The organism is Microbispora amethystogenes (assembly GCF_016863015.1).
GTDB lineage: Bacteria > Actinomycetota > Actinomycetes > Streptosporangiales > Streptosporangiaceae > Microbispora > Microbispora amethystogenes.
The window spans coordinates 41,398-62,777 of record NZ_BOOB01000046.1; the positions used below are offsets into that span (position 1 = coordinate 41,398).

21 protein-coding genes are annotated in these 21,380 nt (G+C 70.5%); 8 read left to right on the forward strand and 13 right to left on the reverse strand.

Going from position 1 to position 21,380, the window contains the following annotated elements; genetic code table 11:
- Positions 1-15: 15 nt before the first annotated feature.
- From Mam01_RS28145 to Mam01_RS28160, 4 genes are read right to left on the reverse strand one after another with little or no spacing between them, the layout of a single operon-like run.
- Positions 16-1,311, reverse strand: a complete 1,296-nt coding sequence (locus tag Mam01_RS28145; protein ID WP_204288177.1) for a hemolysin family protein — start codon at positions 1,309-1,311, stop codon at positions 16-18.
- Positions 1,308-1,778 carry an rRNA maturation RNase YbeY gene (gene ybeY / locus Mam01_RS28150; RefSeq protein ID WP_150937078.1) on the reverse strand — a complete coding sequence of 157 codons (471 nt, stop codon included), beginning with the start codon at positions 1,776-1,778 and terminating at the stop codon, positions 1,308-1,310. The genes Mam01_RS28145 and ybeY overlap by 4 nt, the downstream gene beginning before the upstream one ends.
- Positions 1,779-1,806: 28 nt before the next feature.
- The gene (locus tag Mam01_RS28155) at positions 1,807-2,829 is read right to left on the reverse strand and encodes a PhoH family protein (protein ID WP_204288178.1); all 1,023 of its coding nucleotides are present in this window, start codon (positions 2,827-2,829) and stop codon (positions 1,807-1,809) included.
- Positions 2,830-2,888: 59 nt separating this feature from the next.
- A complete protein-coding gene (locus Mam01_RS28160; RefSeq protein ID WP_239101682.1) occupies positions 2,889-3,233 on the reverse strand; it encodes a histidine triad nucleotide-binding protein in 345 nt (114 codons plus the stop codon).
- A gap of 247 nt (positions 3,234-3,480) precedes the next feature.
- Between Mam01_RS28160 and Mam01_RS28165 the strand changes: the two genes are divergently transcribed.
- Both Mam01_RS28165 and Mam01_RS28170 read left to right on the forward strand, forming a co-directional pair.
- Positions 3,481-3,960, forward strand: coding sequence for a SigE family RNA polymerase sigma factor (locus Mam01_RS28165; RefSeq protein WP_150937145.1), 480 nt, complete (start codon positions 3,481-3,483; stop codon positions 3,958-3,960).
- The gene (locus tag Mam01_RS28170; RefSeq protein ID WP_204288180.1) at positions 3,957-4,631 is read left to right on the forward strand and encodes a hypothetical protein; all 675 of its coding nucleotides are present in this window, start codon (positions 3,957-3,959) and stop codon (positions 4,629-4,631) included. The genes Mam01_RS28165 and Mam01_RS28170 overlap by 4 nt, the downstream gene beginning before the upstream one ends.
- Positions 4,632-4,661: 30 nt before the next feature.
- On the opposite strand, the gene Mam01_RS28175 is transcribed toward Mam01_RS28170, so the two are convergent.
- The 3 genes from Mam01_RS28175 to hrcA form a co-directional block, all read right to left on the reverse strand.
- Positions 4,662-5,396 carry a 16S rRNA (uracil(1498)-N(3))-methyltransferase gene (locus Mam01_RS28175; RefSeq protein ID WP_204288181.1) on the reverse strand — a complete coding sequence of 245 codons (735 nt, stop codon included), beginning with the start codon at positions 5,394-5,396 and terminating at the stop codon, positions 4,662-4,664.
- A gap of 86 nt (positions 5,397-5,482) precedes the next feature.
- Positions 5,483-6,619, reverse strand: a complete 1,137-nt coding sequence (dnaJ, locus tag Mam01_RS28180; RefSeq protein WP_204288182.1) for a molecular chaperone DnaJ — start codon at positions 6,617-6,619, stop codon at positions 5,483-5,485.
- Complete coding sequence (gene hrcA, locus Mam01_RS28185) at positions 6,620-7,633, reverse strand: heat-inducible transcriptional repressor HrcA (protein WP_111697206.1); 1,014 nt, start codon at positions 7,631-7,633, stop codon at positions 6,620-6,622.
- 176 nt (positions 7,634-7,809) lie between these two features.
- Between hrcA and Mam01_RS28190 the strand changes: the two genes are divergently transcribed.
- Positions 7,810-8,625 (forward strand): DUF3097 domain-containing protein, encoded by an 816-nt coding sequence (locus Mam01_RS28190; protein WP_204288183.1) that lies wholly within the window; start codon positions 7,810-7,812, stop codon positions 8,623-8,625.
- Here the strand turns inward: Mam01_RS28190 and hemW are convergent.
- Entirely contained in the window at positions 8,622-9,842 is a 1,221-nt protein-coding gene (gene hemW, locus Mam01_RS28195; protein ID WP_204288184.1) for a radical SAM family heme chaperone HemW, read from the reverse strand. The two genes, Mam01_RS28190 and hemW, sit on opposite strands and share 4 nt — an antisense overlap.
- A gap of 157 nt (positions 9,843-9,999) precedes the next feature.
- Between hemW and Mam01_RS28200 the strand changes: the two genes are divergently transcribed.
- From Mam01_RS28200 to Mam01_RS28210, 3 genes are all read left to right on the forward strand, one after another.
- The gene (locus Mam01_RS28200; RefSeq protein ID WP_204288185.1) at positions 10,000-10,596 is read left to right on the forward strand and encodes a fascin domain-containing protein; all 597 of its coding nucleotides are present in this window, start codon (positions 10,000-10,002) and stop codon (positions 10,594-10,596) included.
- Positions 10,597-11,579: 983 nt separating this feature from the next.
- A complete protein-coding gene (locus Mam01_RS28205) occupies positions 11,580-12,812 on the forward strand; it encodes an RNA-guided endonuclease InsQ/TnpB family protein (protein ID WP_204288186.1) in 1,233 nt (410 codons plus the stop codon).
- On the forward strand, positions 12,802-13,260 hold the full coding sequence (locus Mam01_RS28210) for a glycosyl hydrolase family 18 protein (RefSeq protein WP_239101683.1): 459 nt from the start codon (positions 12,802-12,804) through the stop codon (positions 13,258-13,260). The genes Mam01_RS28205 and Mam01_RS28210 overlap by 11 nt, the downstream gene beginning before the upstream one ends.
- Before the next feature lie 59 nt (positions 13,261-13,319).
- Here Mam01_RS28210 and Mam01_RS28215 read toward each other — a convergent pair whose 3' ends face one another.
- The 3 genes from Mam01_RS28215 to lepA all read right to left on the reverse strand — a co-directional run bounded on the left by Mam01_RS28215 (position 13,320) and on the right by lepA (position 17,998).
- Entirely contained in the window at positions 13,320-14,981 is a 1,662-nt protein-coding gene (locus Mam01_RS28215; protein WP_204288187.1) for a cellulose binding domain-containing protein, read from the reverse strand.
- Positions 14,982-15,456: 475 nt separating this feature from the next.
- A complete protein-coding gene (locus tag Mam01_RS28220; protein ID WP_204288188.1) occupies positions 15,457-16,104 on the reverse strand; it encodes an MOSC domain-containing protein in 648 nt (215 codons plus the stop codon).
- Positions 16,105-16,174: 70 nt separating this feature from the next.
- On the reverse strand, positions 16,175-17,998 hold the full coding sequence (gene lepA, locus Mam01_RS28225; RefSeq protein WP_373868730.1) for a translation elongation factor 4: 1,824 nt from the start codon (positions 17,996-17,998) through the stop codon (positions 16,175-16,177).
- A 133-nt stretch (positions 17,999-18,131) separates the two neighbouring features.
- Here lepA and Mam01_RS28230 point away from each other — a divergent pair, with 133 nt between their 5' ends.
- Both Mam01_RS28230 and rpsT read left to right on the forward strand, forming a co-directional pair.
- A complete protein-coding gene (locus tag Mam01_RS28230) occupies positions 18,132-19,232 on the forward strand; it encodes a glycoside hydrolase family 18 protein (protein WP_204288190.1) in 1,101 nt (366 codons plus the stop codon).
- A 138-nt stretch (positions 19,233-19,370) separates the two neighbouring features.
- The gene (gene rpsT, locus Mam01_RS28235; RefSeq protein WP_150937054.1) at positions 19,371-19,643 is read left to right on the forward strand and encodes a 30S ribosomal protein S20; all 273 of its coding nucleotides are present in this window, start codon (positions 19,371-19,373) and stop codon (positions 19,641-19,643) included.
- A gap of 231 nt (positions 19,644-19,874) precedes the next feature.
- On the opposite strand, the gene holA is transcribed toward rpsT, so the two are convergent.
- On the reverse strand, positions 19,875-20,840 hold the full coding sequence (gene holA, locus Mam01_RS28240; RefSeq protein WP_239101684.1) for a DNA polymerase III subunit delta: 966 nt from the start codon (positions 20,838-20,840) through the stop codon (positions 19,875-19,877).
- A gap of 186 nt (positions 20,841-21,026) precedes the next feature.
- The gene (locus tag Mam01_RS28245; protein WP_204288191.1) at positions 21,027-21,311 is read right to left on the reverse strand and encodes a hypothetical protein; all 285 of its coding nucleotides are present in this window, start codon (positions 21,309-21,311) and stop codon (positions 21,027-21,029) included.
- Between the last annotated feature and the right edge of the window lie 69 nt (positions 21,312-21,380).

Sequence of the window (21,380 nt, forward strand, 5' to 3'; positions counted from 1 at the left end):
ATTTCCAGACCAGATTCACTCGTGGTCGGCGCTCGCGGCCACGACCTCGTCGCCGGGAGCGGGCTCCTCACGGCGTACGACGACGGTGCTGATCCGGTTGCGGCGTCCCGCGAGGTTCTCGGCGGTCAGGCGCAGGTCGCCGATCAGGGCCTCGGAGCCCGCGATCGGCACCCGGCCCAGAGCGTGCGCCAGCAGGCCGCCGACCGTCTCGACGTCCTCGACCTCGATCTCGGTGCCGAACAGCTCGCCCAGCTCGCCGGCCGGGAGCCGCGCGGTCACCCGGGCGGCGCCGTCGTCGAGCCACTCGATCCGCGGGGTCTCCTGGTCGTACTCGTCGGCGATCTCCCCGACGATCTCCTCGATCACGTCCTCGATCGTGACGAGGCCGGCGGTGCCGCCGTACTCGTCGATGACGATGGCGAGGTGGATCTGCCGCGCCTGCATCTCGCGCAGCAGTTCGTCGATGGGCTTGCTCTCCGGCACGTAGGTCGCGGGGCGCATGAGCTCGTCCACCCGGACGCCGTCGTCGCCGGTGTCCTGGATGCGGCGGACGATGTCCTTGAGGTAGGCGATGCCCACCACGTCGTCCTCGTTCTCCCCCACGACGGGGATGCGGGAGAAGCCGCTGCGCAGGGCCAGCGAGAGCGCCTGGCTCAACGTCTTGCCCCGCTCGATGAAGACCATGTCGGTGCGCGGCACCATGACCTCGCGCACCAGCGTGTCGCCCAGCTCGAAGACCGAGTGGATCATCTCGCGCTCGTCGGGCTCGATGACCCGGCGCTGCTCGGCGAGGTCGACCAGGTCGCGCAGCTCCGCCTCGGAGGTGAACGGCCCCTCCCGGAACCCCTTGCCCGGGGTGAGCGCGTTGCCCAGCAGGATCAGCAGCTCCGGCAGCGGCCCGAAGATCTTGGTCAGGCCGTACACGACCGGCGCGCTCGCCAGGGCGACGGGCTCGGCGTGCTGGCGCCCGAGCGTGCGCGGCATGACCCCGACGATCACGTAGCTCACCAGGATCATGGCCACGGCCGCCCCGGCGTACGCCTGGCCGCGGTCGCCGAGCCAGTCGATGAACAGCAGCGTCGCGATCACCGTGGCGACGAGCTCGCAGCTCAGCCGCAGCAGGAGCACCAGGTTGAGGTAGCGCGGGGGGTCGGCGACGATGGTCTGCAGCCGCGCCGCGCCGCGCCGCGCCTCCTTGACGAACTCCTCGGCCCGTACGCGGGAGATGCGGGTCAGCGCGGTCTCGGCGCTCGCGAGGAGGCCGCCGACCACGATGAGGACGACGGCCGAGATCAGCCAGCCGTTGTTCACGGCTTCCGCCGCACCTCCCGCCAGGCGCCGAGGAGCTCGTCCTGGAGCCCGAACATCTCGGCGTGCTCCTCGGGCTCGGCGTGGTCGTAGCCCAGCAGGTGGAGGATGCCGTGCGTGCACAGCAGCTCCAGCTCGTCCTGGGCGCTGTGCCCGGCCTCGGCGGCCTGCTTGGCGGCCACCTGCGGGCACAGCACCACGTCGCCCAGCAGCGCCGGGTCGGGGGAGGCGTCCTCGTCCCGCCCGGTGTTGGGCCGCAGCTCGTCCATCGGGAAGGCCAGCACGTCGGTCGGGCCCGGCTCCCCCATCCACTGCTCGTGCAGCTCGGCCATCGCCCCCGCGTCGATCACCAGGATCGACAGCTCGGCCAGCGGGTTGATCCCCATCCGGCCCAGGACGTGCCCGGCGAGCTCGACGAGTGCCGTCTCGTCGACCTCGACGCCGGACTCGTTGGCCACCTCGATGCTCACGGGGTCTCCTCACCCGCCATGGTCGTGCTCACCGCCGGTTGTTCCGCGGCCGTTTGCTGATCGCCCGCGGCTCGGAGGCCATCGCTGCGTCATATCGGCCGTAGGCGTCGACGATGTCGCTCACCAGCTTGTGCCGGACCACGTCCGCGCTGGTCAACCTGCTGAAATGGATGTCCTCGATGCCTTCGAGGATGTGCTGGACGACCTTCAGGCCGCTGTCCTGGCCGCCGGGCAGGTCGATCTGGGTCACGTCGCCGGTGACCACGATCTTCGAGTTGAACCCGAGCCGGGTCAGGAACATCTTCATCTGCTCGGGCGAGGTGTTCTGCGCCTCGTCCAGGATGATGAAGGCGTCGTTGAGCGTGCGCCCGCGCATGTAGGCGAGCGGCGCGACCTCGATCGTCCCGGCCGCCATGAGGCGGGGGATCGAGTCGGGGTCCAGCATGTCGTGCAGGGCGTCGTACAACGGCCGCAGATAGGGGTCGATCTTCTCGTAGAGCGTGCCGGGCAGGAACCCGAGCCGCTCCCCCGCCTCGACGGCGGGGCGGGTGAGGATGATGCGGTTGACCCTCTTGTTCTGCAGGGCCTTCACGGCCTTCGCCATCGCCAGGTACGTCTTGCCGGTGCCGGCGGGGCCGATGCCGAAGACGATGGTGTGCCTGTCGATCGCGTCGACGTACCGCTTCTGGTTGACCGTCTTCGGGCGGATGGTCCGGCCCCGGGAGGACAGGATGTCCAGGGACAGGACCTCGGCCGGGCGGTCGGTGGCCATCCGCAGCATGTGGATGCTGCGTTCGACGGCGTCGGGGGACAGCTCGGCACCCGAGCCGATCAACTCCACCAGCTCCTCGAAGAGGCGGACGACGACGCCGCTCTCCTCGGGACTGCCGGTGATGGTGATCTCGTTGCCCCGCACGTGGATGTCGGCGCTGAAGGCGCCCTCGATGACCCGCAGGAGTTCGTCACCCGACCCGAGGAGGCTGACCATCGGCTGCCCCTCGGGGATGACTACCTTGGCCTGGGTCTGGTTGATGTGCTGTGACTCGGACATGGGCGGCCCTTGCGGCCCTGATCGCCTCCTCGGTTCCCTCTCATGCTACTAGGGTGTCCCTAGCCTGGGGGCCAGGTGAGGCTCCGGCCGCCGAGCACGTGCGCGTGGACGTGGAAGACCGTCTGCCCGGCGCCCGGCCCGGTGTTGAGCACGACCCGGTAGCCCGGCTCGGCCACACCCTCCTGGACGGCCACCGCGTGGCAGGCTTTGAGCAGGTCGTCCGCGAGGCCGTCGTCGGCCGCGGCCAGGGCGGCGGCGTTCTCGTGGTGTGCCTTGGGCACGACGAGGACGTGTGTCGGGGCCTGCGGGTTGATGTCGCGGAAGGCGAGCGCCCGCCCGGTCTCCAGGACGATTTCCGCTGGGATCTGCCTGGCCACGATCTTGCAGAATAGGCAGTCGGTCACGCGCCTCAGCCTAACGGTCGCCGACGATGATTGATGACGGCAATGATCCTCCCGGCTACTGTGGTTGTGCGAGACTTCACCAGACCACCCCCCTAGTGTCGCGCGAGGACACCGTCGGGCCATGCCCTCTAATGATTCGGAAGAACGTAAACCCCCCGGGGATGACGAGCGTCCTATTGACGTGACCACCGAGACCCTCGTGGCCGACAGGTCGTTGGGGACGGTGCCCGTCGGGTGGGATGCCGACATGGCCGTGACGGCGCTCTACAGCGCTCACTATCGGTCACTGGTGCGTCTCGCGGTGCTGCTGGTCCGTGACGTGGCCAGCGCGGAAGAGGTCGTTCAGGACGCCTTCGTCGCTCTCCACGGAGCGTGGCGGCGCCTGAGGGACACCGACAAGGCACTGGCCTACCTTCGCCAATCGGTCGTGAACCGCTCGCGTTCGGTGCTGCGGCACCGCGCGGTCGTCGAGAAGTACGCCCCGAAGGGCCTGCCGGACGCGCCGAGCGCCGAGAACGGCGCGATCGGCGAGCTCGAACGCTCCGCCGTCATCGAGGCGCTCCGCGGCCTGCCCACCCGGCAGCGCGAGGCGCTGGTGCTGCGATACTACGGCGACCTGTCGGAGGCCGAGATCGCACACGCGATGGGCATCAGCAAGGGCGCGGTGAAGAGTCACACGTCCCGCGGCATGGCCGCACTACGGATGGCACTGGAGCAGTTCTCATGACCTTCCCGTCCGACGACGAGTACGGCGAGTCGCTTCGCCGTGCCCTGCGCGCGGAGGCGGACTCGGTCGTGCCGTCTCCCGAAGGACTCGACATCATCCGCCGGCGGATCGACCAGCGGGGCCTGCGCGGCCTGCGGAACGTGCTGTGGCTGCGGGTGGGCGCCGCGGCCGCCGGAGCCGTCCTCGCGGCGGGCGCGGTCGTGATGCTCGTCCCCGGCCTGCGCGAGCAGGTCGCCGACCGCACCGGTATCGCGGTGTCGGGCGACGCCCGCGAGGAGGACCCGCAGAGCTCGACCGTGACGCGCCCGCCCGCCGACGGGGCCCCCTCGCGGCCCGGCGTGGTGATCATCGTCACCACCAGCCCGAGCCCGTCGCACGGGCGGACCAGCCCGTCTCCTTCACACCGGCCGGGCCCGGCCACCAAGCCGTCTCCGTCGCCGTCCGACCCCTGCGCGTCGCCCCCGGCACGGGCCGGAGTGGTCGACCCCGAGCCGACCCTGCCCGCGACGTGCCCGCCCGTCCAGACGACGCAGCCCGCGCCGCCGTCGGCCACGCACACCACCGCCCCTTCGTCGGCTCCGCCCACGGCGACCGCCACGCCCTCGGCCACTCCCAGCGCCCCGCCCACGGAGACGGTCACGCCCAACGCGGCCGACACCCCCACTCCCTGACGGCCGTCAGGGAGTGCGGGCCGCGGTCCCTCACCAGCGGCCGCAGCGGGCCAGCAGGACCGCCGCCGCGGCCACGCCCGCCGTCGAGGTGCGCAGCACCGTGGGGCCGAGCAGGGCCGGTACGGCTCCCGCCGCGCGGAACCCGGCGATCTCCTCGTCGGTGACGCCGCCCTCCGGGCCGACGATCATCACGATGTCGCCGGGGTCCTCCGGCAGCTCGAGCCGGCTCAGCGGCTCGGCGGCCTCCTCGTGCAGCACGACCGCGAGCGCCGCCGCCGAGACGAGCGAGCGGACCCGAGCCGTCGTGGCCTGCTCGGTCACCTCGGGCAGGTGGAAGCGCCGGGCCTGCTTGGCCGCCTCGCGCGCTGTGCTCCGCCAGCGGGCGAGCGACTTGCCGGCCCGGTCGCCCTTCCACTGGGTGACGCAGCGGGCGGCGGCCCAGGGGACGATCACGTCCACCCCGGCCTCGGTCATCATCTCGACCGCGAGCTCGCCCCGATCGCCCTTGGGCAGGCCCTGCACGACCACCAGCCGCGGCCGCGGGGGCGGCACCTCGTAGCGGCGCAGCACGGCGGCGGTCAGCGCGTCCTTGCCGGCCGTCGTGACCGTGCACTCGGCCACCCGGCCCGCGCCGTCGGTGAGGTCGACCCGCTCCCCCGCCCGAAGGCGGCGCACCGACGCGGCGTGCCGCCCCTCGGGCCCGTCGAGGACGATCGTGTCCCCCGCCTGACCGGCCGCCTCCGACAGGAACACCGGAACGCTCATGCCACCCCCTCGCCTGACGGCTCGGGGTCGCATGCGCGAAACGCACTGTGCCCACCGATTCGCTCGCTCCGCTCGCTCATCCGGCGTCAGCGGCCGTTGAAGGCGTCCCGCAGGCGCGAGAAGAAGCCCTGCTGGCCGGGAGAGAACTTGCCGGGCGGCCGCTCCTCCCCGCGCAGCTTCGACAGCTCCCTGAGCAGTTCCTCCTGCTGCGGGTCGAGCTTGGTCGGCGTCTCGACGTTCACGTGGATCAGCAGGTCGCCCCGGCCGGTCTCGTTGAGCCGCTGGATGCCCTTGCCGTACAGGGGGATGACCTGACCGGCCTGGGTGCCGGGCCGCACGTCGATGGCCTCCGCGCCGTCGAGGGTGTCGATCGACAGCACGGTGCCGAGCGCGGCGGCGGTCATCGGGATCTGGACGGTGCAGTGGAGGTCGTCGCCGCGGCGTTCGAAGATCTGGTGCGGCCGCTCGACGATCTCCAGGAACAGGTCGCCCGGAGGGCCTCCGCCCGGCCCGACCTCGCCCTCGCCCGCGAGCTGGATGTGCGTGCCGTCCTCGACGCCGGCCGGGATCCGCACCTTGATCGTGCGCCGGGTCCTGACCCGTCCCTCGCCCGAGCACTCCATGCAGGGGTGCCGGATGACGCTGCCGTACCCCCCGCACTGGGGGCAGGGGCGGGACGTCATGACCTGGCCCAGGAACGAGCGGGTGACCTGCGAGACCTCGCCCCGCCCGTGACACATGTCGCAGGTGTCGGGGTGGGTGCCGGACGCCGCCCCGGAGCCCTGGCAGACCTCGCAGACCACGGCCGTGTCGACCACGATCTCGCGCGTGGTGCCGAAGGCCGACTCCGCGAGGTCCAGTTCGACCCGGATGGTGGCGTTGCGGCCCCGGCGGGCGCGTGAGCGGGGGCCCCGCGCGGCGCCTGCCGAGCCGAAGAAGGCGTCCATGATGTCGCTGAACGGGAAGCCCGCGCCGAAGCCGCCCGCACCGGCCGGCCCGCCGCCACTCGCGAACGGATCGGCGCCCATGTCGTACATGCGGCGCTTGCCCGCGTCGGACAGCACCTCGTACGCCTGGTTGATCTCCTTGAACCGCTCCTGGGTCTCCGGGTCGGGGTTGACGTCCGGATGCAGCTCACGGGCGAGACGGCGATACGCCTTCTTGATCTCTTCCTGGCTGGCGTCGCGCCGGACGCCAAGGGTCGCGTAGTAGTCGTTGGACACTTATGACCCCGCCAGGATCTGGCCGACGTACCGCGCCACAGCGCGCACCGCACCCATCGTCACCGGATAGTCCATTCGTGTCGGGCCCAGCACTCCCAGCCGGGCCAGTTCCTTGTCGCCCGAACCGTATCCGGCGGCCACGATAGAGGTGCCGCGCAGCCCGCTGTAGGGGTTCTCGGATCCGATTCTGACGGTGAGTTCGGACAGCCCGCCGGTCTCGCCCAGCAGGCGCATGAGCACGACCTGCTCCTCCAGAGCCTCGAGCACGTCGCGCAGGCCCACGCTGAAGTCGGCGCCCGCCAGATTGGCCGTACCGCCGAAGACGATCTTCTCCTCGTGCCGCTCGACGAGCGTCTCAAGGAGCACGGACATGATGGTCGCCACCACCGGCCTCTCCTCCGGCGGCAGCCGTTCGGGAATGCCGGCCACGGTCTCGGGCACCTGCGAGAGCCAGCACCCGTCGAGGCAGCCGTTCAGCACGGAGCGCAGGTTCGCGATCCGGTCCTCGGCGAGCGCCTCGGGCAGGTCGACCACCCGCTGCTCCACCCGCCCGGTGTTCGTGATCAGCACCAGCATGACCCGGCGCTCCGCCAGCGGGACGATCTCCACGTGGCGGACCGACGACCGGGTGAGGGAGGGATACTGCACGACGGCCACCTGCCGGGTGAGCTGCGCGAGCAGCCGCACCGTGCGCATGACGATCTCGTCGAGGTCGACCGCCCCGGCGAGGAACGTCTCGATGGCCCTGCGCTCCGCCCCGGACAGCGGCTTGATCTGCGACAGCCGGTCGACGAACAGGCGGTATCCCTTGTCGGTCGGGACCCGTCCGGCGCTGGTGTGCGGCTGCGTGATGTAGCCCTGCTCCTCCAGCGCCGCCATGTCGTTGCGGATGGTCGCCGGGGAGACGCCGAGGTTGTGCCTGTCCGCCAGGGCCTTGGACCCCACCGGCTCGTTGGTGGACACGTAGTCCTCGACGATGGCGCGCAGGACGGCGAGCTTGCGGTCGTCGAGCAATGTGTCACCTCCCTGTGCCCTGGAAACACCGACTCTGGCACTCTGTGTTCCCGAGTGCCAAGTGTACGGCTACGACCGCTCGGCGTGCGATAACGAGGAGACGATCAGGGGCAACGCGACTTGATTGCGGGCGCATCGGGCGAGCCGGCGGCCCGGGATTTGCTAGCGTTCCCCGCATGTACGGGCGGGACGTGCTTTCCGGAGACTGGCGGCGACCACGGCGGGGGCAGATCCCCGAGATCCCGGCCGAGCCCGACCTCGTGGTCGAGGACGCCGAGGGCCGCTTCTGCGGCGCGGTGGTGGACTGCGACAAGGAGGCCGTGACGCTGGAGGACCGCTTCGGGCGGCGCCGGGTGTTCCCGCTGACCCCCGCCGGGTTCCTCCTCGACGGCAGGCCGGTGACGCTGGTCCGTCCCCAGGCGCGGCCGTCCGGCCCGCTGCGGAGCGCCTCCGGGTCGATCGCGGTCGAGGGGCTGCGCGCCCAGGTCGCCAAGGAGAGCCGCATCTACGTCGAGGGCGTCCACGACGCCGCGCTGGTCGAGAAGATCTGGGGCCACGACCTGCGGGTGGAGGGGGTCGTCGTCGAGTTCCTGGAGGGCGTCGACGATCTGCCCGCGATCGTGGAGGAGTTCGGCCCGGAGCCGGGCAGGCGGCTGGGCGTGCTCGTGGACCACCTGGTGCCCGGCTCCAAGGAGAGCCGCATCGCCGCCCGGGTCTCCGGCGCGGACGTGCTCGTCGTCGGGCACCCCTTCGTGGACATCTGGCAGGCGGTCAAGCCCCGTTCGCTCGGCATCCCGGCGTGGCCGGACGTGCCGCGCGGCGTGCCGTGGAAGGAGGGCGTGATCGCCGCCCTGGGCTGGCGGATGGACCCCCAGGAGGCGTGGCGACACATCCTCGGCCGCGTCACGACCTTCGCCGATCTGGAGCCCGAACTGCTCGGCCGCGTGGAAGAACTCATCGACTTCGTCACAGCCCCGGATCAGGCGGATTAGGGGGTCAGGTCGCGTACGACGGCGTCGGCGAGGAGCCGGCCGCGCAGCGTGAGCACGGCCCGGCCCGCCTTGAACGCCTCGGTCTCCAGCAGGCCGCTCCCCAGCGCCCGCGCGCAGGCCGTACGCGCCTCGGGGGCGAGGTCGGCGAGCGGGAAGCCCGAGGCGAGGCGCAGCTCCAGCATGACGCGCTCGACGGCCCGGTCCTCCGCCGTCAGCACCTCGCGGGCGTGTGCCGGCGAGGCCCCCTCCGCCAGGCGGGCGGCGTACGCCGCGGGGTGCTTGACATTCCACCAGCGGGTGCCGCCGACGTGGCTGTGCGCCCCCGGGCCGACCCCCCACCAGTCGCCGCCGGTCCAGTAGAGCAGGTTGTGGCGGCAGCGGGCCTCGTCTCCCGCCGCCCAGTTGGAGATCTCGTACCAGCTCAGGCCCGCGGCCGTCAGCGCCTCCTCGGCGATGAGGTAGCGGTCGGCCGCCACGTCGTCCTCGGGCATCGGCAGCTCGCCGCGCCGGATGCGGGCGGCGAGCCGGGTGCCGTCCTCCACGATCAGGGAGTACGCCGAGACGTGGTCGGGCCCGGCCGCCAGGGCGGCCTCCAGCGAGGCCCGCCAGTCGTCGTCGCTCTCCCCAGGCGTGCCGTAGATCAGGTCGAGGTTGACGTGCTCGAACCCGGCCGCACGGGCCTCCCGTACGGCCTCGGCGGGGCGGCCGGGCGTGTGCCGCCGGTCGAGGACGGCGAGGACGTGCTCGCCCGCGCTCTGCATGCCGAAGCTCACGCGGGTGAAGCCGCCCTCCCGCAGTTCCTTCAGGTAGGTCGGGTCGACGGACTCGGGGTTGGCCTCGGTCGTCACCTCGGCGCCCGGCCGCAGGCCGAACTCCTCGGCGACGGCGTCCAGGATCCGTACGAGGTCGGCGGCGGGCAGCAGCGTCGGCGTGCCACCGCCGAAGAAGACGGTCTCGACCGGCGGCGCGGCGTCCCCGAGCACCCGCCGGGCCAGCCGCACCTCCTCGATCGCGGTGGCGGCGTAGTCGCGCTGCGCGGCGCCCGGGCCCAGCTCGGCGGCCGTGTAGGTGTTGAAGTCGCAGTAGCCGCAGCGCGTCGCGCAGAACGGCACGTGCACGTAGAAGCCGAACGGACGGGAGCCGAGCCCGTCGAGGGCTCCGGGCGGCAGCGCGCCGCTCGCGGGGGCGGGATCGCCGTCGGGAAGAACGGAAGGCACCCCTCCAGTCTGCCGCCAGTCGCACCCTGCCGAGGCAGGCGTGAGAGGCGTCACCCCCGCTGAGTAACAGATGGGCAACGAGCACCAGAAGATCATCGGATGCCCCTTAACAGCCGACCACAATGATCGCTGCTGTAGGACACTAATGGGGGATCTGATGAAACAGTTCAAGGTGGCCGCGTGCCTGCTCCTCGCCGGCGCGAGCACGGTCGTCACGCCCGCGCCCGTTCTCGCCCGGTCGGCGACCCCGGCGTCCGCTCCGTCGCTCACCTCGGCGACCGTTCGGGACGCGTCCGCCCTGAAGTGCCAGAACCGCAGCATCAAGTCCCGGGCGAACGGCAGGTATGTCTCCGCGGAACTCGGTTACGGCACGTCGGATTCCCGCTATGGGATGCTGCGCGCCCGCGCCACCGGCGTCGGCCCCTGGGAGAAGTTCCGGATCTGCTACAACGGCCGCAATTACACGATCCAGTCCCGGCACAACGGCAAGTACGTCTCCGCGGAACTCGGTTACGGCACGTCGGATTCCCGCTATGGGATGCTGCGCGCCCGCGCGACCTCCGCCGGCACCTGGGAGAGGTTCTTCATCACCTCCTGCGGAACGGGCTGCGTGCTTATCGAAGCCGCCAACTTGAAGTACGTCGCGGCGGAACTCGGTTACGGCAAGACGGATTCCCGGTACGGGATGCTGCGCGGCCGCACCCCCGACGTCAGCTACAAGATCGGCCCTTGGGAGAAGTTCAGCGTCCAGTAGGGCCGCCGCCCGGGCCGTCCGGCCTGCGGGCGATGACCGGCGGAGACGGAACCGGGACAGGCCCGTCAGGGGTGACACTCGTCGGGCCGTAACGGCCAGTCGCGCAGAGGCAGACGAACGACCCGCCAGAAGATTATGAAGGGAAATACGAAAACCCCGAAAAAGGGGACCAGGTACATGAGACAGTCTCGCCGCCGGTAGGACACCTTCGGCGTCAGGAAGAAAAGGGCCGCCATAGGCGAAAGCCGAGCCCCCACGGCCAGCGCGTCCCGGAGGGGCAGCGGCCAGCCGATCTGGTCGTCAACGTACCACGAAAGACTGATCGGAAACGCCACAAGGGCGACCCAAAGAAGAAAAGCGAGAGTCACTCGAACACTCTTGTGCCGCCGGACTTCGAGCGACCGTCGGACGCCGGTTCCCGACGGGGCGAGTTCTTGTGCCATCTACGTCTCGGCGCTTCCGTGGGGGGTTGTCTGGCGTTGCCATGAATTGTCGACTCCAACGGTATCGTCAAGTCGGCCAGACAACTCCCCCATGCCGTAATCGCGAGCATGCTCCACCACCTGGCCGCCGGGCTCGCGCCGGTCCAAGCGCACGCCACGACGGGCGCGGACCGCTACAAGCGCGTCGCGTACTTCATCCAGTGGGGCGTGTACGGCTAGAACTTCCGTGTTCGGGACGTGGACGTCAGCGGGGCGGCGGCGAAACTGACCCATCTCAACTACGCCTTCGGCTTCGTCGGCCCCGAGGGCACCTGCTGCCGGATTCGCCCGTAGTGCTCTGGCCTGCAGGCCAGGGGTGAAGCGGACCCGCCCGCGTAGCGGGGCAAGTAAAGCCGATTCGCCGCCAAGGCGGATCGACGTTCAAGCAGCGTCATGCCCCGGTAGTCACGAAAACCACGTGGGCCTGCAGGACGAAAACGCAATTCCTGCCGACTCTGACATCTCCATGTTCGATCACAGACCAATCGGTATCGTCACGGTGTGCAGCTCAGGTACAACTTCCGCCTCCACCCGACGCCTGGTCAGCGTGCCGCGCTGGCACGGGCGTTCGGGTGCGCGCGGGTCGTGTTCAACGACGGGCTGCGGGCACGGCAGGACGCCCGGGAGCACGGCTTGCCGTACATCTGCGACGGGGAGTTGTCCACGCGGGTCATCACCGACGCGAAGAAAACCTCCGAGCGTTCCTGGCTGGGCGAAGTGTCCGCCGTGGTGTTACAGCAGGCGCTGGCGGACCTGAACAAGGCGTACCGGAACTTCTTCGACTCGATCACCGGCAAGCGGAAGGGGCCGAAGGTCGCCCCGCCCCGGTTCCGGTCCAAAAGGGACAACCGGCAGGCGATCCGCTTCACCAAGAACGCCCGGTTCTCCATCACCGCGAGCGGGAGGCTTCGCCTACCGAAGATCGGAGACCTTCCGGTCCGCTGGTCCCGCACCCTACCCTCCGAACCCTCATCAGTGACGGTGATCAAGGACGCGGCCGGGCGGTACTTCGCCTCGTTCGTGGTCGAGGTCGCCGAACAACCCCTGCCGCCGGTCGAGCCGGAGGCAGGGATCGACCTCGGACTGACCGCCTTCGCGGTCCTGTCCAACGGGCGGAAGATCGACGCCCCACGTTTCCTGCGCCGGGCCGAGAAGAAACTCAAACACCTCCAGCGGGCGCTGTCCCGCAAGGCCAAAGGGTCGAACAACCGGGCCAAAGCCCGGCAGGAGGTCGCCCGCCGGCACGCGAAGGTCGCCGACGCGCGCCGCGAGTTCCACCACCAGCTGTCCACCCGGATAGTTCGCGACAACCAAGCGATCTACGTGGAAGACCTGGCGGTCAAGGGACTGGCGCGCACGAGGCTGTCCAAGAGCGTGCACGACGCGGGCTGGTCGTCCTTCGTCGGCATGCTGGAGTACAAAGCCCGCCTGCACGGGCGGGCCTTCCATCGAATCGACCGGTGGTTCCCCTCCTCGAAACGGTGTTCTGCGTGCGGGGCGGTCGCCGGGTCGATGCCGTTGAACGTCCGGTCGTGGCGGTGCCCCTGCGGGGCGGCCCATGACCGGGACGTCAACGCCGCGAAGAACATCCTCGCCGCCGGACGGGCGGAGAGGTCAAACGCCTCCCACACCCGTGGGCGGGACGGCACACGCCGTCCCGGTGGAGGGCAGGTAAGACCACCCCACCAGGTGGCACAGCCCGGTGAAGCAGGAAGCCACAGAGGTGCCGCATAACACGGCACGGACTGAATCCCCAGCCCTCAAGCCGGGGAGCGCGTCAATCGGCCGACCCCTGGGCCCCCCCGACTGGCAGCGCCCGGTACCCGCCCGCAAGATCGTCGTCGGCGTCCCCGCGTACGGCCAGGGCTGGACCGGGGTCACCTCCCGCGGCGACGGCCGCTACGCCCCCGCCGCCGGGCCCGCGCCCGGCACCTGGGCCGCCGGCAGCGACGACTACAAGAACCTCGTCGGCAAGCCCGGCAAGCGCCACCGCGACCTGCTCACCGGCGCCCTCTGGCTCTACGACGGCAATGAGTTCTGGTCGTACGACGACCCCGCCGTCATGCTGCAGAAGGCCGCCTACATCCGCCTCAAGGGCCTCGGCGGCTCCATGCCCTGGTCCATCGACCAGGACGACGCCAAGGCCTCCCTCACCACCGCCCTCTACTCCGTCCTCAGGTGAGCGGATGGGGGACCGGGGCGCTGCCCCCGCCCCGGTCCCCCATCCGTACCGTCAGAGGGTCAGGGGCTGGTGCAGGTGGCGGTGGGGGTGGCCGCGTTGCCGTTGGCGGTGAAGCCGAAGGTCGTGGAGCCGCCCGCCGCGATCGAGCCGTTGTAGGACTCGTTGGTGACCGTCACCGAGGAACCGGACGTGCTCTGCCGGCCGTTCCACAGGCTGCTGATGCTCTGGCCGCTCGGCCAGGTCCACTTCACGGTCCAGCCGTTGACCGCCGAGCTGCCCGCCTGCACCGTCACCTCGGACTGGAACCCGCCACCCCAGCTGTTGATCGTCTTGATCGTCGCCGAGCATCCGCCGGGAACCGGGGACCTCGTCGGCGAAGCCGACGGGCTCGCGCTGGGACTAACGCTGGGGCTCACACTTGGACTGGCACTCGGGCTGGCGCTCGGGCTCGCGCTGGGGCTCGGGCTGCTCCCCGGGCCGCTGACCCGGTAGACCACGGTGCCGTGCGCCGGAACGCTGGCGGAGATCGTGCCGCTCGTGGTGCTGGTCGCGTTGGTCCACGCGTCCGTCAGCGTCACCGTGCCGCCGGGCTTGCCGATGGCGGAGGTGGTCGTCGAGACCGTGGTGGTCGAGCCGCCCTGGTTGAACAGGGCGACCGCGACGTCGCCGTTGGCGAGCTTCTTGGCGAGCACGCGCCGGGTGCCGTCGTTGGAGACCTGGGTGGCCTGCAGGCCCAGCGAGTCCTGGTTGATGGCGATGAGGTTCTTGTTCTTGAGGATCGTCTGCGTCGCCGAGTCCATGGACCGGATGTCGTTGCCCGCGATCAGCGGGGAGGCCATCATCGCCCAGAGCGCGAAGTGGCTGCGCATCTCGGTGTCGTTCATGCCGCCCCGGCCGATCTCCATCATGTCGGGGTCGTTGAAGGCCCCGGGACCGGCGTACGAGGCGAGCGGCACGGTGACGTTCACGATGTTCTGGATGCCCATGGGATAGCCGTTCGTCTGGCCGGTGTCCCACTTGTTCGTGATGTCCTCGGTGGTGCGCCACATGTTCGCGACGTCGCCCCAGTTGCGCTGCGGGCCGGTCTTCGCGTGGATGCTGTTGGGGTTGATGCTGTAGACGATCGGCCGTCCGGTCGCCTTCAGCGCGTCACGCATCTTCGCGAACGTGGTGATCTGGTCGTTGATCGTGCCGTTCGGGGAGCACCAGTCGTACTTCAGGTAGTCGACGCCCCACGCGGCGAACTGCCGGGCGTCCTGCGCCTCGTGGCCCTGGCTGCCGGTAGCGCCGGGGTAGCTGTTGAAGTACTGCGCGCAGGTCTTGTCCACGGGCACCTGGTAGATGCCGAACTTCAGGCCCTTGTTGTGCAGGTAGTCGCCGAGCGCCTTCATCCCGCTGGGGAAGCGGGAGGGGTCGCCCTGGATGTTGCCCGACGAGTCGCGGTTGGGGTTGAACCAGCAGTCGTCGACCACCACGTACTGGTAGCCGAGGTCACGCAGTCCGCTGTTGACGATGGCGTCGGCCATCCCCCTGATCAGCGACTCGTTGATGTTGCAGCCGAAGGTGTTCCAGCTGTTCCACCCCATCGGCGGGGTCCTGGCCACCCCGTTCTCCAGTGCCTGCGCCGGGCTCACGGTGGTAAGCGCCACGGCGCCCGACGCGAGGGCCAGCGCCGCCGTGACGGCGGGGACCAGCTTCGCGCGGATGCGTTTCCTGTCCATCGGCATCGCTCCTCAGCGGGTGCGCTTCAACTGACGGGGATGTTAGCGTTAACAAATCCAGTGATCGTTGCCGATCACAGACGTATCCCCCTTGGCGAAGGTCCGGTGGTCACCACGGACGGCGCCACGGCGCGGAGCCAATCCCATGTACGGAGAACGGTCAAGACACCCATGCGGGCGACGCCGGCGCACGATTCGGCCCGCACCGGCCTGATCTGGGCGCGGGAGCCCGCGACGGGTCACCCCGCCGTGGAGCACGGGCTGTAACTTTCACCTCCCGCCCACCTGGGCGAGAGGCGTCCGAGCCGCATTCTCGCGCGCCCTCCGTCACACCGTACGGCCGAGATAGCGCGCTCCGCGGTGGCTCCCATGGGCGCGTACGTGCCCGGCTCGCCCCCGATGCCACGGCGGAGATCAGAAGAGCGGCGCCGATCAGGCGACGCGGGGTCGGGCCCAGGCGATCAGGGCCGGGCGATCAGGAGCTGGTGGCCTCGGTGCGGCTGCCGAGCACGCGCCGGGCGACTCTGTCCCACTTGTCGCTGTGGCCGGGCAGGCCGAGGATCCGCCGCAGCAGGTCCCCGTCGCCGTGGTAGGCCCGGAACGACTGGCCGATGGTGACGCCGTCCGCAGGCCGGTCCAGCACCTCGATCTCGTCGCCGGCGCCGAGCTCGCCCTCCTGGATCACCCGGAAGTACGCCCCCGTGCGGCCCGCCTCGGTGAAGCGCTTGACCCAGCCGCGCTCGTCGAGCCAGTTACGGAACACGACGCACGGGATGCGGGGATAGGTGACCTCCAGCACGGCGGTGCCGGCCCGCCACCGCTCGCCGAGGAGCGCCCCAGTCAGGTCGGCCCCCGACGTCGTGAGGTTCTCCCCGAACTGGCCGTCGCGCAGGTCGCGGCCCATCCGGGGCTCCCACCAGTCGTAGTCCTCCCGGGCGTACGCGTACACCGCCTGGTCCCGGTGCCCGTGGTTCACCGTGTCGGCGCGCTCGTCCCCCGCCAGGCCGTTCTCGCGTACGGCGACCCGCCCCTCGGCGCGGCGCTTGTCGATGGCGGTACGCCGGAGGTCGCCGGCCCACTCGGCGTCGACCGCCCGGCCCACGTTCACAGAGAGGATGCGCATGGCAAAACGTTAACGGATGGTCATGTTTCCGCGCGATCCCATTAAGTTGTCTTGAAACCAGGCAAAAAAGCTACTTCTTGGTCTTGTCCGGCGCCTCGGACGAGAGGGCGGCGACGAAGGCCTCCTGCGGGACCTCCACGCGGCCGACCATCTTCATCCGCTTCTTGCCTTCCTTCTGCTTCTCCAGCAGCTTGCGCTTCCGGCTGATGTCACCGCCGTAGCACTTGGCGAGGACGTCCTTGCGGATCGCGCGGATGTTCTCACGGGCGATGACGCGGGCGCCGATCGCGGCCTGGATCGGGACCTCGAACTGCTGCCTCGGGATCAGCTCCTTGAGCTTCTTGGCCATCTCCACGCCGTAGGCGTACGCCTTGTCGCGGTGGACGATGGCGCTGAAGGCGTCGACGGTCTCGCCCTGCAGCAGGATGTCCACCTTGACCAGGTCGGCCGCCTGCTCGCCCGACGGCTCGTAGTCGAGCGAGGCGTATCCCCGGGTCTTCGACTTGAGCTGGTCGAAGAAGTCGAAGATGATCTCGCCGAGCGGCAGCGTGTAGCGGATCTCGACCCGGTCCTCCGACAGGTAGTCCATGCCCTGGAGCTGGCCGCGGCGGCCCTGGCACAGCTCCATGATCGCCCCGATGAACTCGGCCGGCGCGAGCACCGTGGCCTTCACCATCGGCTCGTAGATCTCGCCGATCTTGCCGGCCGGGAACTCCGAGGGGTTGGTGACGACGTGCTCGTTGCCGTCCTCCATGATCACCCGGTAGATGACGTTGGGGGACGTCGAGATCAGCGACAGGTTGAACTCGCGCTCCAGCCGCTCCCGCACGATCTCCATGTGCAGCAGGCCGAGGAAGCCGCAGCGGAAGCCGAAGCCGAGCGCCGCCGACGTCTCCGGCTCGTACACCAGCGCGGCGTCGTTCAGCCGCAGCTTGTCGAGGGCCTCGCGCAGCTCGGGATAGTCGTCGCCGTCGATCGGATAGAGACCCGAGTAGACCATCGGCTTCGGATGCTCGTAGCCGCCCAGCGCCTCCGCGGCCGGCTTGACCGCGTTGGTGACCGTGTCGCCGACCCGCGACTGGCGCACGTCCTTCACGCCGGTGATCAGGTAGCCCACCTCGCCGACGCCGAGACCCCGGTCGGACGGCATGGGCTCCGGCGAGATGACGCCGATCTCCAGCAGTTCGTGCTGGGCGACCGTCGACATCATCAGCACGCGCTCACGCTTGGACAGGTGCCCGTCCACCACCCTGACGTACGTCACCACGCCCCGGTAGGTGTCGTACACGGAGTCGAAGATCAGCGCGCGGGCGGGGACGTCGGGGTTGCCGACCGGCGCCGGCACGTGCTCCACGACGTGGTCGAGCAGCTCCTTGACGCCCACACCGGTCTTGCCGGACACGCGCATCACGTCGCCGGGGTCGCAGCCGATGAGGCCCGCGATCTCCTCGGCGTACTTGTCGGGCTGCGCGGCGGGCAGGTCGATCTTGTTGAGCACCGGGATGATGTGCAGGTCGGCGTTCATGGCCAGGTAGAGGTTGGCCAGCGTCTGGGCCTCGATGCCCTGCGCCGCGTCGACCAGCAGGATCGCACCCTCACAGGCCTCCAGCGAGCGCGACACCTCGTAGGTGAAGTCGACGTGGCCGGGCGTGTCGATCATGTTCAGGACGTGGCCGTCCCAGGGCAGCCGCACGGCCTGCGACTTGATCGTGATGCCCCGTTCCCGCTCGATGTCCATGCGGTCGAGGTACTGCGCACGCATCGACCTGTCGTCCACCACGCCGGTGAGCTGCAGCATGCGGTCGGCGAGTGTCGACTTGCCATGGTCGATGTGCGCGATGATGCAGAAGTTGCGGATCAACGCGGGGTCGGTCTGGCCAGGCTGAGTGCGCACCGGAGTCCGTTTCAACAAGGGTGTGGTCATACGGGTTTCGACTGACTGCTGTCGATCGGGCCGCCCTCGCCTCGCGTTCGGCGGGCCCTCTCGCGGCTGGCGGACCAGCCACCCTCCATGGTGGCATGTCCGGGTGCTTGCCTCGACCACCAGACGACCCACCAGACGGACCGTCAGACGCGTTCTCCGCTGGACCGCCCTCGCCGCGGCCGTCCCGCTCGCGCTCGGCCTCGCGGCGGCGGCCGCGCTGCGCGTCCAGTTCGCCGGGACACCCGCCGCCTGGACCCGGACCACCGGGCACGACGCGCTGTGGATGGGCCACGCCTGGGTGGACGGCCGCCGCACCGAGGCCGACGTGCGGGCCCTCGCCGTACGGCTGCGCGCGAGCGGGATCAGGGACGTGTACGTCCACAGCGGGCCGTTCAAGTACGACGGGACCCTGCCGCCGGACCGCTACGCCAACGCCGGAAATTTCCTGAAATGGTGGCGCAAGAACGTGCCCGGTGTCCGGGTGTCGGCCTGGCTCGGCCAGACCGTCAACGACAACGGCAAGCCCCACCTGAGCCTGGCCGACCCGGCCGCGCGGGCCCGGATCGTGGCGGGCGCCCGTGACCTGGTCGCCGTCGGGTTCGACGGGATCCACTACGACTTCGAGCCGGTGCCCGACGGGGACGGGCCGTTCCTCGGCGTGCTGCGGGAGACGCGGGCGGCGATCGGTGCCCGACTCCTGTCCGTCGCCACCCAGCAGATCGAGCCGCTGCCCGGCCTGCGCGCCCCCACCGGCCTCGCGATCGGCCACGACAAATACTGGACGCCGGACTACTTCCGGCAGGTCGTCGGCCTCACCGACCAGGTGGCGATCATGACGTACGACTCGTGGACGCCGCTGCGCTCCCTCTACGGCGGCTACGTCGCGCGGCAGACCTCGCTCGCGCTCGGCCTGGTGCCCGAGGACAAGACCCTCCTCATCGGCGCGCCCGCCTATCACGACCACGGCGTCCCGTACGCCGACCGGGCCGAGAGCGTCGAGGCCGCGGCCGAGGGCGCGCGGCTCGCGCTCGGCGAGCACGGGCCGCGCACCGAGTTCGGCCTGGCCCTGTACGTCGACTTCGCGGCCACGGAGGAGGACTGGAGGGAGTACGAGACGGCCTGGGTGCGCGGAGGAGCCGGCGGAGGCTCCGCCGAGTCGCTCGGGCGGGCCGATGTGCGGACCACGGCGGTCGTGCCGCGATAACATGGACGCAGGGCTGCCCGCCGTCGCGGATTTGAGCGACGGCCCGGGCTGTTGGTATCCTGTCCAACTGCGTGTGGCGCGCCCTCTCACGAGCCCGCGCGCCCCATCCGACCGAGACTTAACACTGAGGCTCTCTTCGTGGCGAACATCAAGTCCCAGATCAAGCGGAACCGGCAGAACGAGAAGCGCCGGCTGCGCAACAAGGCCGTCAAGTCGTCCCTGAAGACCGCGGTCCGCAAGTTCCGCGAGGCCGCCGACCAGGGCAACGTGGACGACGCCCTCGTCGCGCTCCAGGCCGCGTCGCGGCAGCTCGACAAGGCCGTCAGCAAGGGCGTGATCCACAGGAACCAGGCCGCCAACCGCAAGTCCGCGATCGCCAAGCGCGCCGCGGCCCTGCAGGCCGCCAAGTAGTTCCGCACCGAGCGCACGCCGCATCTTCCCTGATCGGGAGATGCGGCGTTTTCGCGTTCCCGATCCCGCCCCTCGCCCCGGCCTTTTCCCGCGCAATGAGGCCCGCAATCGAGGCCTCCTCCGGTGAGGCCCGCGGTGAGGCCGGCATCCCGCCCACAGGCGAGGCCCTGTTGGCCGGCCCTGTTGGCTGGCCCCGCGACCGGCTGTCGCCTCGCTCCGCCCGCGAGGGCGTCAGCGGGCGGTGCGGCTGGCGACGATCGTGTGGATGGCCTTCTCCAGCGCGTACCCCGGGTCGGCGCCGCCTCCCTTGACCTGCTCGTCCGCGACGGCGACCGCCTGAAGGGCGGCGGAGATGCCCTCCGGGCCCCAGCCGCCGAGCTGGCGCTTGACCCGGTCGATCTTCCACGGCGGCATACCCACATGACTCGCGAGCTGGCCGCCCCTGAGGTTGCGGGGCGCGCCTCCCACCTTGGCGAGCGAGCGCAGGCCACCCGCCAGGGCGCTGACGATCAGCACCGGCGCCACGCCCGTCGCCAGGGCCCAGCGGACCTGCTCCAGCGCCTCACCCAACCGGCCTTCCACGGCCAGGTCAGCGATCGTGAAGCCGCTGACCTCGGCCCGCCCCCGGTAGTACTTCGCGACCGCCGCCTCATCGATGTTCTTGCCCTGGGTGTCGAACGCGAGCTGGCCGCAGGCCGCCGAGAGCTCCCGCAGGTCGCTGCCCACGGCGTCGAGCAGCGCCTGAGCGGCGGCGGGCGAGATCGTACGGCCCTCCCTGCGGACCTCGGCCTTGATGAAGTCGAGCCGCTCCCCCGCCTTGGTCGGCTTGGCCACGGTGACGACGTCGGCGCCCGCCTTCTTCACCCCGTCGACCAGTGCCTTTCCCTTGACCCCGCCGGGATGGGCCAGCACCAGCACCGCCTCGTCGGCCGGGCGCGCGGTGTATTTCACCACCTCGGCGACGACGTCCTTGGGCAGGTCCTGCGCAGCGCGGATCACGATGATCGACCTGTCGCCGAACAGCGAGGGCGAGGTGAGCCCGGTCAGCTCCCCGGGCTCCACCTTGCCCCCCTGGAGGTCGTGCACCTCCGCCCCCGGGTCCTCGGCGCGGACCGCCGCCACGACGGCCCGGACCGCCCGATCGGCCAGGAACTCCTCGTCGCCGACGACCAGGGTCACGGGTGCTGCGTTCGCCATGGCACGCAGCATGCCACGCCGGCCGGGCGGCGGCACACCCGGCGCCCGGCGCGTCCGTCCCGGCATCGGCCGTCCGGCTCACGCCCGGCGGGACCGAACCGGACGGCCTGATGACGAGTGGCCCCGCCCCCAGCCCCGGCCCTGGCGGAACGCTCCCCCGGTCGTCGACGTCGCCGTCGGCGCGGCTCAGCCCCGGGTGGCCGCGGCGCGGCTCCGCGCCGGCGTCTGGGTGGCCGGCGTCTGGGTGGCGGTCTCCCTCGCCTTCTCCCGCTCCTCCATCTCCTGCGTGCGGCGAGCTGTCCTGGAGAGGTCCTCCAGCTCGTGCGCGGTCTCCTGGAACTCCTGCGCGGCCTCCCTGGTCATCCTGCTGACGAGCCTGCGGCCGCGAAGAGCCATGTCCTCGTAGACCTCGTTGGCTTTGGCGATTGCGTAGGGGCCCACGCCGGCGAGGGCGCAGAATGGCTTGGACATCGTGATCCTCTTGACCGGTGTCGTCACTTGGTCACTCTCCGTTAAGGTCGCTCTGGCGAGGCTGCTCGG

Excerpts from the sequence above, each read along its gene's own strand:
- Mam01_RS28155 (WP_204288178.1), bottom strand. The coding sequence starts at position 2,829 with ATGTCCGAGTCACAGCACATCAACCAGACCCAGGCCAAGGTAGTCATC.
- Mam01_RS28165 (WP_150937145.1), top strand. The coding sequence starts at position 3,481 with ATGGCCGTGACGGCGCTCTACAGCGCTCACTATCGGTCACTGGTGCGT.
- Mam01_RS28170 (WP_204288180.1), top strand. The coding sequence starts at position 3,957 with ATGACCTTCCCGTCCGACGACGAGTACGGCGAGTCGCTTCGCCGTGCC.
- Mam01_RS28175 (WP_204288181.1), bottom strand. The coding sequence starts at position 5,396 with ATGAGCGTTCCGGTGTTCCTGTCGGAGGCGGCCGGTCAGGCGGGGGAC.
- Mam01_RS28190 (WP_204288183.1), top strand. The coding sequence starts at position 7,810 with ATGTACGGGCGGGACGTGCTTTCCGGAGACTGGCGGCGACCACGGCGG.
- Mam01_RS28200 (WP_204288185.1), top strand. The coding sequence starts at position 10,000 with ATGAAACAGTTCAAGGTGGCCGCGTGCCTGCTCCTCGCCGGCGCGAGC.
- Mam01_RS28215 (WP_204288187.1), bottom strand. The coding sequence starts at position 14,981 with ATGGACAGGAAACGCATCCGCGCGAAGCTGGTCCCCGCCGTCACGGCG.
- Mam01_RS28220 (WP_204288188.1), bottom strand. The coding sequence starts at position 16,104 with ATGCGCATCCTCTCTGTGAACGTGGGCCGGGCGGTCGACGCCGAGTGG.
- holA (WP_239101684.1), bottom strand. The coding sequence starts at position 20,840 with ATGGCGAACGCAGCACCCGTGACCCTGGTCGTCGGCGACGAGGAGTTC.
- Mam01_RS28245 (WP_204288191.1), bottom strand. The coding sequence starts at position 21,311 with ATGTCCAAGCCATTCTGCGCCCTCGCCGGCGTGGGCCCCTACGCAATC.